This window comes from Halomonas sp. (assembly GCF_031581305.1).
Taxonomy (GTDB): Bacteria; Pseudomonadota; Gammaproteobacteria; order Pseudomonadales; family Halomonadaceae; genus Halomonas.
The window spans coordinates 1-11,246 of record NZ_JAVLBC010000106.1; the positions used below are offsets into that span (position 1 = coordinate 1).

The 11,246-nt window shown below is 67.6% G+C and carries 11 protein-coding genes; 7 read left to right on the top strand and 4 right to left on the bottom strand.

The window, feature by feature from the left end:
- The first annotated feature begins 215 nt into the window (after nucleotides 1–215).
- Complete coding sequence (locus RI841_RS10140) at nucleotides 216–386, top strand: DUF6435 family protein (RefSeq protein WP_133635937.1); 171 nt, start codon at nucleotides 216–218, stop codon at nucleotides 384–386.
- 9 nt (nucleotides 387–395) lie between these two features.
- Here RI841_RS10140 and RI841_RS10145 read toward each other — a convergent pair whose 3' ends face one another.
- From RI841_RS10145 to gatC, 4 genes are read right to left on the bottom strand one after another with little or no spacing between them, the layout of a single operon-like run.
- Nucleotides 396–947: a cupin domain-containing protein gene (locus RI841_RS10145; RefSeq protein ID WP_310705486.1), complete on the bottom strand. Its 552-nt coding sequence runs from the start codon at nucleotides 945–947 to the stop codon at nucleotides 396–398.
- Between the two features lie 27 nt (nucleotides 948–974).
- On the bottom strand, nucleotides 975–2,429 hold the full coding sequence (gene gatB, locus RI841_RS10150; RefSeq protein ID WP_310705487.1) for an Asp-tRNA(Asn)/Glu-tRNA(Gln) amidotransferase subunit GatB: 1,455 nt from the start codon (nucleotides 2,427–2,429) through the stop codon (nucleotides 975–977).
- Entirely contained in the window at nucleotides 2,429–3,889 is a 1,461-nt protein-coding gene (gene gatA / locus RI841_RS10155) for an Asp-tRNA(Asn)/Glu-tRNA(Gln) amidotransferase subunit GatA (RefSeq protein WP_310705489.1), read from the bottom strand. The genes gatB and gatA overlap by 1 nt, the downstream gene beginning before the upstream one ends.
- 51 nt (nucleotides 3,890–3,940) lie before the next feature.
- Complete coding sequence (gene gatC, locus RI841_RS10160) at nucleotides 3,941–4,228, bottom strand: Asp-tRNA(Asn)/Glu-tRNA(Gln) amidotransferase subunit GatC (protein ID WP_310705490.1); 288 nt, start codon at nucleotides 4,226–4,228, stop codon at nucleotides 3,941–3,943.
- A gap of 181 nt (nucleotides 4,229–4,409) precedes the next feature.
- On the opposite strand from gatC, the gene RI841_RS10165 reads away from it, so the two are divergent.
- The 6 genes from RI841_RS10165 to RI841_RS10190 all read left to right on the top strand — a co-directional run.
- On the top strand, nucleotides 4,410–5,447 hold the full coding sequence (locus RI841_RS10165; RefSeq protein ID WP_040187615.1) for a rod shape-determining protein: 1,038 nt from the start codon (nucleotides 4,410–4,412) through the stop codon (nucleotides 5,445–5,447).
- 56 nt (nucleotides 5,448–5,503) lie between these two features.
- Nucleotides 5,504–6,376 carry a rod shape-determining protein MreC gene (mreC, locus tag RI841_RS10170; protein WP_405000934.1) on the top strand — a complete coding sequence of 291 codons (873 nt, stop codon included), beginning with the start codon at nucleotides 5,504–5,506 and terminating at the stop codon, nucleotides 6,374–6,376.
- A complete protein-coding gene (gene mreD / locus RI841_RS10175; protein ID WP_310705491.1) occupies nucleotides 6,376–6,864 on the top strand; it encodes a rod shape-determining protein MreD in 489 nt (162 codons plus the stop codon). The genes mreC and mreD overlap by 1 nt, the downstream gene beginning before the upstream one ends.
- Before the next feature lie 28 nt (nucleotides 6,865–6,892).
- Nucleotides 6,893–7,495, top strand: coding sequence for a Maf family protein (locus RI841_RS10180; protein ID WP_310705495.1), 603 nt, complete (start codon nucleotides 6,893–6,895; stop codon nucleotides 7,493–7,495).
- Between the two features lie 33 nt (nucleotides 7,496–7,528).
- Nucleotides 7,529–8,992, top strand: a complete 1,464-nt coding sequence (gene rng / locus RI841_RS10185; RefSeq protein ID WP_310705492.1) for a ribonuclease G — start codon at nucleotides 7,529–7,531, stop codon at nucleotides 8,990–8,992.
- Nucleotides 8,993–8,996: 4 nt separating this feature from the next.
- On the top strand, nucleotides 8,997–11,246 hold a 2,250-nt coding region (locus RI841_RS10190; RefSeq protein ID WP_310705493.1), incomplete at its 3' end, for a DUF3971 domain-containing protein.

Below are 11,246 nucleotides of genomic sequence, written 5' to 3' on the forward strand. Positions count from 1 at the left end.
AGTCCCACCACTCCCTGGAGGAGTACTCCGACCTCAAGAGCGTCTGGATGTCACTCGCCACCTGACCCGCGTTTACCCGTGCACGACACGACGAGGCCGGCACCCGGGTGCCGGCCTCTTTTCTATACCAATTATAATACTTGTACAGCTATTGCATAGCTTTTTGCCGTCGGGGGGAGTAGGCTGAAGAGACATTCCTGGCAGGAGACTGCGCCATGTTCGGACTCTTCAAGAGTGACCCGTCGAAGAAGCTGCAGAAGGCCTACGAGCAGAAGCTCGAGCAGGCCATGCTGGCCGCCCGCAACGGCGACATGCGCGCCAACGCCTCCCTGACCGAGGAGGCCGAGGCGCTGCGCGAGGAGATCGAGAAGCTGAAGTCTTCCTGAAACGGCGGTTCAGAAGGTCCGCGCCGGGGTCGCACAGCTGACGAGCCGGCAGGGCTCGCGGCCGGGGTTGCGGAAGCGGTGGGGCACGTTGGTCTCGAAGTAGTAGGCCTCGCCGGGGCCCAGCACACGGGAGTCGGCGCCGATGGTGATCTCGATCTCGCCCTCCAGCACCACGCCGGCCTCCTCGCCCTGGTGGGCGATCATCTCGCGGCCGGTGTCGGCCCCGGGCGGGTAGGTCTCGATCATGAAGGCCAGGGCGCGACTGGCGCGGTTGGCCCCGACCAGCTTGTAGATGACGTCGCCCGAACCCACGTCGGCCAGCTCGTCGGCCGAGTAGAACACCTGGTTGCGGCTCTCCAGGTCCATGGTGAAGAAGTCCCCGACGCTCATGGGAATGGCGTCGAGGATCTTCTTCAGCGAACTCACCGAGGGGCTTACCTTGCCCTGCTCGATCAGCGACAGGCTGGAGTGGGTGACGCCGCAGCGCTTGGCCAGCTCGCGCTGGGAGATGCCCTTCAGGGTACGCAGGGCGCGCAGTCGCGCGCCGACATCATCCGACATCCGGTCCTCCTTCCCTCAGCGCGGGGGTCAGCACAGCGCGTCGAGCTTTTCCTTGAGCAGGGCATTGACCTGCTGGGGATTGGCGGTACCCCGCGAGGCCTTCATTACCTGGCCGACGAAGTAGCCGATCATCTTGCCGCGCTTGTCGGGCTCGGCATCCCGGTACTGGGCCACCTGGGCGGGACTGTCTGCGATCACCTGGTCGATCATCGCCTCGATGGCGCCGGTGTCGGTGACCTGCTTGAGCCCCTTGGCCTCGATGACCTCGTCGGCACTCGCGCCCTCGCCGTTCCACAGCGCCTGGAAGACCTCCTTGGCGGCCTTGCCGTTGATGGTGTCATCCTTCACCCGGGCGACCAGTTCGCCGAGCTGGGCGGCCGAGACCGGGCTGTCCTGGATCGGCAGGCCCTCGCGGTTCAGGGCGCCGGAGAGCTCGCCCTGAACCCAGTTGGCGGCCAGCTTGGCATCGCCACAGACCTCCTTGACCGCCTCGAAGTATTCGGCCATCTCGCGGCTCGCCGAGAGCACCCCGGCGTCATAGGCGGAGAGCCCCAGCCCCTTCTGGAAGCGGGCGCGCTTGTCGGCGGGCAGCTCCGGCAGGGTGTCGCGCAGATGGTCGACATAGGCCCGGTCGAGCACCACCGGCAGCAGGTCGGGGCAGGGGAAGTAGCGGTAGTCGTTGGCCTGCTCCTTGGTGCGCATGCTGCGGGTCTCGTCGCGCTCGGGATCGAAGAGCCGGGTCTCCTGGACCACCTCGCCGCCGTCCTCGAGCAGCTCGATCTGGCGCTCCACCTCGAAGGCGATGGCGCGCTCGACGAAGCGGAAGGAGTTGACGTTCTTGATCTCGGCACGGGTGCCGAAGCTCGCCTGGCCGGCGGGGCGCACCGAGACGTTGACGTCGCAGCGCATCGAGCCCTCGGCCATGTTGCCGTCGCTGATGCCGAGATAGGTGACGATGGAGTGGATCGCCTTGAGGTAGGCCGCGGCCTCCTTCGCCGAGCGCATGTCCGGCTCGGAGACGATCTCCAGCAGCGGGGTGCCGGCGCGATTGAGGTCGATGCCGGTCATGCCGTGGAAGTCCTCATGCAACGACTTGCCGGCATCCTCCTCCAGGTGGGCATGGTGCACCCGGATGCGCTTGGTCGCGCCGTCCTCCAGGGTAATCTCCACCTCGCCGGGCCCGACGATGGGGTGATACATCTGGCTGGTCTGGTAACCCTTGGGCAGGTCCGGGTAGAAATAGTTCTTGCGGTCGAACACCGAGACCTCCGGGATCTCGGCGTGGATCCCCAGCCCGAACTGCACGGCCATGGCCACTGCAGTCTCGTTGAGTACCGGCAACACCCCGGGCAGCCCCAGGTCCACGGCGCAGGCCTGGCTGTTGGGGTCGGCGCCGAAGGCGGTGGAGGCACCGGAGAAGATCTTGGACTTGGTGGCAAGCTGGACGTGGACCTCCAGCCCGATCACGGTTTCCCATTGCATCAGAGGGTCTCCTCGACAAGCGCGGGGCGACGCAGGTGCCAGTCGGTGGCCTGCTGGAACTGGTGGGCAACGTTGAGCAGGCGCGCCTCGGCGAAATGGGTGCCCAGGATCTGCAGTCCCACGGGGCGGCCGCCTACGATGCCGGCCGGCACGCTGATGCCGGGGATGCCCGCCAGGTTGATGGCGATGGTGTAGATGTCCTGCAGGTACATCGAGACCGGGTCCTTCTTGGCGCCCAGGTCGAAGGCCGGGGTGGGAGAGGCCGGGCCCATCAGCACGTCGACCTCGTCGAAGGCATCAAGGAAGTCCTGGCGGATCAGCCGGCGGACCTGCTGGGCCTTCTTGTAGTAGGCGTCGAAGAAGCCTTCGGAGAGGGTGTGGGTGCCCATCAGGATGCGCCGCTTGACCTCCTCGCCAAAGCCCTCGGCCCGCGAGCGCTTGTAGAGGTCGGTCAGATCGCTGGGGGCGTCGCAGCGGTGGCCGTAACGTACGCCATCGTAGCGCGACAGGTTGGACGAGGCCTCTGCCGGGGCGATGACGTAGTAGGCCGGGATGGCATAGTGGGTATGCGGCAGACTGATCTCGCGCACCGTTGCGCCCAGCGATTCGTAGACGCCGATCGCCTCGCGCACGGCGCCCTCCACCGTCGGGTCGAGGCCCTCGCCGAAGTACTCCCGGGGCAGGCCGATCTTGAGTCCAGCCAGGGGGGCGTCGAGCTCCTCGGTATAGTCGGGCACACCGCGTGCCACGCTGGTGGAGTCGCGCAGGTCATGGCCGGCGATAGCGCCGAGCAGGTGGGCGCAGTCCTCGGCAGTGCGGGCCATGGGACCGGCCTGGTCGAGGCTCGAGGCGTAGGCGATGATGCCGTAGCGCGAGACACGCCCGTAGGTGGGCTTGAGGCCGGTAATGCCGCAGAAGGCAGCCGGCTGGCGGATCGAGCCGCCAGTGTCGGTACCTAGGGCGGCCGGCACCAGCCCCGCGGCCACAGCGGCAGCGCTGCCGCCGGAGCTGCCACCCGGCACGGCGCCCTGATCCCAGGGGTTCTGCACCGGGCCGAAGAAGCTGTTCTCGTTGGAGGAGCCCATGGCGAACTCGTCCATGTTGGTCTTGCCCAGGCTCACGGTGCCGGCGCCCTTGAGCTTTTCGACCACGGTGGCGTCGTAGGGGGCGACGAAGTTGTCGAGCATCCGCGAGCCGGCACTGGTCTTGACGCCCTCGGTGCAGAAGATGTCCTTGAGTGCCAGGGGCACGCCGGTCAACGGACCGGTATTGCCGGCGGCACGGGCGGCATCGGCGCGGTCGGCAGCGTCCAGCGCGGCGTCCGCCGTGACGGTGATAAAGCTGTTGAGGTCGCCGTCGAGGCGGTCGATGCGCGCGAGCAGCGCCTGGGTGAGCTCGCGGCTGGAGAACTCGCCGGCGGCGAGGCCCGCGGCGAGTTCCGTCAGAGTCTTCTCATGCATGGGCCCTGGGCTCCGTGATGGCTTGCCGGAAACGGATGGGAGTGACACGGATCATTCGACGACCCGCGGGACCAGGTAGAGGCCCTGCTCGACCGCCGGGGCGCAGCGCTGGAAGCGGCTGCGCTGGTCGGTCTCGGTGACCTCGTCGGCGCGTAGCCGCTGGGTGGTCTCCAGGGGGTGGGCCAGTGGTGCGACACCCTCGGTGTCCAGGGTCTGGAGCTGGTCGACCATCGCCAGGATGCGGCCCAGGTCGTCCAGGTAGTGGGTGGCCTCGTCGTCGTCCAGGCCGAGCCGGGCCAGGTGGGCGGCCCTGAGAACGTCTGCGTGTTCAAGTGCCATGATCGGATATCCTCGACAGGGAGTGGGGTCATGGAAATGACCGCAGAAGGTACCACATCCTCCGCCTCGCTGGCAGGTCCGTGAATGCCGCGCACCGCGGGACTTTGCTTGCTGCAGGGGGGCCACGGTGATACCGTTTGCGTCCGCACAGGGTTCCCGGACTGCACTAGGTAACGACTCCATGTTCAAACGCTTGAGGGGGCTGTTTTCCAGCGATCTGTCGATCGATCTGGGAACGGCCAATACGCTGATCTACGTCCGCGGTCGCGGCATCGTGCTCGATGAGCCTTCGGTCGTGGCGATTCGCCAGTCCGGCAACATGCGCAGCGTGGCTGCGGTGGGCGCCGATGCCAAGCGCATGCTGGGTCGGACCCCTGGCAACATCACCGCCATCCGCCCGATGAAGGACGGCGTGATTGCCGACTTCACCGTCACCGAGCAGATGTTGCAGTACTTCATCCGCAAGGTTCACCAGAGCACCTTCCTGACGCCGAGCCCCCGCGTGCTGGTCTGTGTGCCCTGCATGTCGACCCAGGTCGAGCGGCGCGCCATCAAGGAGTCCGCCGAGGGCGCCGGCGCCCGCGAGGTGTTCCTGATCGAAGAGCCCATGGCGGCCGCCATCGGTGCCGGCCTGCCGGTGGAGGAGGCTCAGGGCTCCATGGTCGTCGACATCGGTGGTGGCACCAGCGAGATCGCCATCATCTCTCTTAACGGCGTGGTCTACTCGGAATCCATCCGTGTCGGCGGCGACCGCTTCGACGAGGCGATCACCGCCTACGTACGCCGCCATTACGGCAGCCTGATCGGCGAGGCCACCGCCGAGCGGATCAAGGAAGAGATCGGCTGCGCCTACCCCGGTGGCGAGCTGCGCGAGATCGATGTACGCGGCCGCAACCTGGCGGAGGGCATCCCACGCAGTTTCACGCTCAATTCCCACGAGATCCTCGATGCCCTTCAGGAGACCCTCGGTTCCATTGTTGCCGCAGTGAAAAGCGCCCTGGAGCAGTCGCCCCCGGAGCTCGCCTCGGATATCGCCGAGCGTGGCCTCGTGCTGACCGGTGGGGGCGCGCTGCTGCGTGACCTCGACAAGCTGATCGCCGAGGAAACCGGATTGCCGGTGATCGTCGCCGAGGACCCGCTGACCTGCGTGGCCCGGGGCGGCGGCAAGGCCTTGGAGATGATCGACCAGCACACCTTCGAGCTGCTTTCCAGCGACTGACGGGGGGACGCCCTATCAAGCCGCTGTTCTCGCATGGACCGCTGCCGGGTTACCGCATGCTGCTGTGCGTGATCCTGGCCTCGGCGCTGATGTTTGCCGACACGCGCTTCACTCGCATGGAACCCGTGCGGGCTCAGCTCTCCACACTGGTGGCGCCCGTCCAGTGGCTGGTGAGCCTGCCCAGCGATATCCTCAACTGGGCCTCGCTGGCACTTTCCGACCAGCGTGCCCTGGTGGATGAGAATCGCCGCCTTCGCGAGCAGATCCTGACACTGTCGCACCGGGTCCAGCGCATGGCGAGCCTGACCGCCGAGAACGTGCGGCTGCGCGAGTTGCTCGCGGCCACTCGCCGGCGCGATATGTCCTATATCACCGCCGAGCTGCTGTCGCTGGATCCCGACCCTTTCACCCACCAGATGGTCATCGACCGTGGTCGCCGGGATGGTGTCTACGTCGGCCAGCCGGTGCTTGATGCCTCGGGTCTGGTCGGCCAGATCACTGCCACTTCGGCCTATTCCAGCCGGGTGCTGTTGCTGGCCGATGCCAGCCATGCCCTGCCGGTACAGGTCAATCGCAATGGGTTGCGTTTCGTCGTTCAAGGCGCGGGCAGCTACGATGCCCTCAACGTCAAGCATGTGCCCGACACGGCCGACATCCGCGAAGGTGACCTGCTGACCACCTCGGGGTTGGGGGGGCGCTTCCCGCCGGGCTATCCGGTGGCCCGGGTCTCGGCGGTGGTCCATGATCCGGGCCAGCCCTTTGCCCGGGTTACCGCTGCGCCGGTGGCGCAGCTTCAGCGTTCCCGGCACTTCCTGCTGCTGTTTCCGCCCGCTCCACCCGCCGCGCCCCCCGAGGATGAATTTGCCGCCCCGGCGTTTGAGGCGGCCCGCCATATCGGCATGGCGGCGGCCGACGAGGAGGCGCCCTGATGGCCACATCTCCGCCCGCCAACCTGCTGTGGATCTGGTTCACCCTGCTGCTGGCGCTCTGCCTGCAGGTGATGCCGCTGGCTGATGGCTGGCAAGTGTGGCGCCCCGACTGGCTGGGCCTGATGCTGATCTACTGGTGCATGCGTGAACCGCAAAGGGTTGGTGTCTTTCACGGCTTTGTGCTGGGGTTGTTGCTGGACCTCATCGAGGGCGCGCCGCTGGGACAGAATGCCCTGTTGCTGTCGCTGCTGGCCTTCCTATGCGCCCTGGTCTATCCCCGTTTTCGGGCTTATTCGCTGGTCCAGCAGGCGGTGCTGATCTTCGTGCTGCTGGGCATGGTCCAACTCGCCGAGCAGTGGCTCAGGACCCTGTTCGGGCCCTTCTCGATGCACCTCTCCTTCCTGCTTTCCGCGCTGATCGGGGCGGTGCTCTGGCCCTGGCTCACCACCCTGTTCGAGGCGCTGGGGCGCCGCCTTGCTCGCGATTGACCTTGCCACCTGTCCTGGAGCTGCCATGATGCTAGACCCCGTGCTCTGCCTGGCCTCGGCCTCGCCACGCCGCCGTGACCTGCTCGCCTCGATCGGCGTGAGGGTGGAGGTGCGCCCCGTGGATATCGACGAGACGCCGCGGTTCGAGGAGACGCCTCACGATTATGTGGTCCGCCTGGCCCGAGAGAAGGCGCTGGCCGGTGCCCGACTCTCCGCGCTCCCCGTCCTGGGATCGGATACCGCCGTGGTGTGCGACGGTGCGATCCTGGGCAAGCCGGCGGGGCGCGAGCAGGCCGCCGCCATGCTGCGGGGACTTTCCGGTCGCGGCCACGAGGTGCTCACTGGTGTGGCCGTCAGTGGCACGGCCGGATTGCTGGCCGCCTGCGTCACCACCCGCGTCTTCCTGCGCCCGATCAGTGACGCGGAGCTCGCTGCCTACTGGGCCACCGGGGAGCCGGCGGACAAGGCCGGCGGCTATGCCATCCAGGGCCTTGCGGCGGTGTTCGTCGAGCACATCGAGGGGAGCCACTCGGCGGTAGTGGGGTTGCCGCTCTTCGAGACCGCCGACCTGCTCGCTCGGCAGGGCGTGCCAATCTGGAACGCGGCGTTCCCGATCGGGGCTATGTCATAATGGCGGCAGACTTTTCTGGACAAGGATTTCCGCATGAGCGGTGAAGTACTCATCAACCTGACGCCGATGGAAACCCGTGTGGCTGTGGTGGAGAACGGCGTGCTCCAGGAGGCCTTCATCGAACGGGCTCGCCGCCGCGGCATTGTCGGCAATATCTACAAGGGCAAGGTGGTACGCGTGCTGCCGGGCATGCAGGCTGCCTTCGTAGACATTGGCCTGGACCGCGCCGCCTTCATCCATGCCCATGAGGTAATGTCTCCCGGCACCCCTTCCGACGAGCAGGTCTCCATCGCCCAGCTGCTCCACGAGGGGCAGGCCATGGTGGTGCAGGTGACCAAGGATCCGATCGGCTCCAAGGGAGCACGGTTGACCACCCACCTCTCTGTGCCCTCGCGTTACCTCGTCTACATGCCCGATTCGCCCCATCATGGGGTCTCCCAGCGCATCGAGGACGAGATGGAGCGCGAGCGTCTACGTGGTCTCGTCGAGGCGGCTGGGGTCGACCAGCAGCTGGAGGTAACCGGCGGCTTCATCGTGCGCACCGCCGCCGAGGGCGTCGGCGTCGAGGAGCTCGCCGCCGACATGCATTTCCTGCTGCGCCTGTGGCGGCGGGTCAGTGAGCGCAAGGTGACCGCGCCGGCTCCCAGCGTGATCTACGACGACCTGCCGCTGTTCATGCGCACCCTGCGCGACGTGATGCGCGACGACATCGAGAAGGTGCGCATCGACTCCCGGGAAAACTACGTGAAGCTGATCGAATTCGCCGAGGAGTTCATGCCCACGGCGGTGGAACGCATCGAGCACTATGCCGGCGAGCGACCGATCTTCGATCTGTTCAGCGTCGAGGACGAGATCCAGAAGGCGCTGGGGCGCAAGGTGCAGCTCAAGTCCGGGGGGTATCTGGTCATTGACCCCACCGAGGCGATGACCACTATCGACGTCAACACCGGCGGCTACGTGGGGCATCGCAACCTCGAGGAGACGATCTTCAAGACCAACCTCGAGGCCGCCACCGCCATTGCCCGACAGCTCCGCCTGCGCAATCTCGGCGGCATCATCATCATCGACTTCATCGATATGGAGGACACGGAGCATCAGCGCCAGGTGTTGCGCATGCTCGAGAAGTCGCTGGAGCGCGATCACGCCAAGACCAAGTGCACCGGCGTCACCGAGCTAGGCCTCGTCCAGCTGACCCGCAAGCGCACCCGGGAGAGCCTGGAGCAGACGCTGTGCGAGCCCTGCCCGACCTGCGCGGGACGCGGTACCCTCAAGACCCCGGAATCGGTCTGCTATGAGATCTTCCGCGAGATCCTGCGCGAGGAACGGGCCTACAGCGCCGAGACCTATGTCGTGCTGGCTTCCCAGGCCGTGGTGGATCGCCTGCTCGACGAGGAGTCGGCCGCGGTGGCCGATCTGGAGGAGTTCATCGGCAAGCCGATCCGCTTCCAGGTGGAGACCCACTACTCCCAGGAGCAGTACGACATCGTGCTGATGTGAGCCCATGTCCCTGACCCGCCTGGTCTCTCGCTGGCTATTGACCCTGGTGGCAGTGCTGCTGGCACTGCTGGCGGTGCTGACCCTGGTGCTGCGCCTGCTGCCGGTGCTGCTCGAGGAGCAGGCCCCGCGACTGGAGCGCCTGCTCTCGGCGCGCTTCAACGCGGTGGTGGAGCTTGACGAGCTGACCGCCGGCCTGCAGCGTTATGACCCGCACCTGGCGATCGATGGCCTGAAGATCCGCTCCAGGGAGGGGCTGGGGCATGTCCCCTTGCTCGAGGTGGAGCAGGCGCAGCTGCGCCTGGATAGCCTGGCCAGTCTGGCCGCCGGCGTCCCCTTGGTGGCCGATGCCCGGGTGCAGGGCGTGACTGTGCATCTCTATCAGGATCCGACCGGGCGCTGGCGCTGGCCTGCCCCCGCGGAACTTCCCCCCGAGTTGGTCCCCGAGACCGCCTTCAACCTCGACCGTCTCGACTTCTGGGTCGGCATGCTGCTGCGCCAGAGCGCCTGGGTCGAGCAGGTCAGCCTGGTCCTGCATGGCCAGAAGAGCCGCGCCGTACTCAAGGCGCCCCGCCTGGTGATGACGGGGGATGCGCGCCGCACCCACCTGGAGGGCGAGGTGCTGGTGGAGGGCCAGCGAGAGCAAGCTATCCGAGCCGTGATGGAGCTGGTCCCCGGGCCCGCGGGGCTGCGCGACTTCAGCGCAGCCCTGCAGGCCGAGATGCGGCTCGACAGCCTGCTGGGACTGTCCGAGGTGCTGGGTTATGGCGAGGCCTTGCGCCTGGAGGCTGCCAGCGGTGAGGCTCGCCTCTGGGGCCGCTGGCATGCCGGCCGCCTGGCCGATCTGCGCCTCGATGTCGATGCCCCCTTGCTGGCCCTTGGCCAGCCCGAGTCGTCCGTCGATGAGGCGTCACCGCCGACCATCGTGCTCAACCGGGTGACGGCCCGCGGCCAGTGGCTACGTGAGGCGTCGGGCTGGCAGGCCTGGCTTGAGGGCGATGCGCGTAGTGCCGACTGGGCCCGCCCCAAGGGAAATGGCGAAGCGGCGGCCACGGGACCGGCCGTGCCTCGCTACTGGCATGCCCGAAGTCGCGACGATGGCTGGTGGCTCAACACCAGCGAGTTCGACCTTGGGGCCCTGGCCGCCTGGCGCGATCGGCTGCCGCTGCCGGAGGCCCTGGCGCGAGTGATCGATAGCCTGGACCCGCGCGGACGGGTCACCGGCCTGGGGCTGGGCCGGGAGGGCGACGACTGGGTCGCCCGGGCGTCGGCCAGGGAGGTGGCGGTGTCCCCTTGGCAGCATGCCCCGGGGGGCGGCCCCCTGGATGTCTGGGTGACCTCTCGGGACCTCAGGGGCCACGTCGAGTTTGCCGGCCGCGACAGTCGGCTGCACTTTCCGCGAGTGTTCGGGTCGCCCATGACACTCTCCCGCGCCAGTGGCGTGATCGACTGGGCCTACGATGGTCCGCGCAGCTTTGTCAGCGGCCGCGGGCTCGAGGTCGACTGGAATGGCGCCCGGGTCGAGGGTGGTTTCGGGCTCTCGTTGGGCGCTGGACAGCGCGGCGGCTTCGGTCTCCAGCTTGACCTGCACGACGTGGACGCCATCGAGACCCCCCTGATCGACTGGCTGCCGGTGGGCGTGCTGGGTCCGGAGCTCACCGACTGGCTGGACGACGGGGTAGCCGGCCGGGTGCCCGAAGGCTCGCTGCGCCTCCATGTGCCTCTGAGCCGCGAGGGGGTAAAGATCGAACCGGCCCTGCAGCTGGCCCTGGCGGTAGAGGATGGGCGCCTCTCCTTCGCGCCCGGCTGGCCGGCCCTCGAGGGTGTCAGCGGCCGCCTCGAGATGGACGACGGGACCCTGACGGCGGAGGTGGACCGTGCCGAGAGCCTGGGGGTCGAGGCAGAGGCGGGGCAGGTGACCGTCGAGGAGCAGCGGCTGGCGGTGAGCGGCGAGCTCGAGGCCTCCGCCGAGTCGCTGCGCCGCTACCTGCTGGCGCTGCCCGTCGAGGGCATGGAGGCGGTGGAGGCGTGGCAGGGCGAGGGTCGGGTGTCCGGCACCCTGGACCTGGCCCTGACCCTGGGCGAGCCTGACTCCCTGGCGCTGGACATCGCCACCGAGGCGGATTTTACCAGGCTCGTCCATACCCCCCTGCAGTTGACATTCCGCAACCTCCAGGGCCCTCTCGCCTGGCGTCAGCGGGGTGAGGAGGGCGGCCTGGAGGGACGCCTGGCCGGGCGCCTGCTGGGCGGGCCCGTG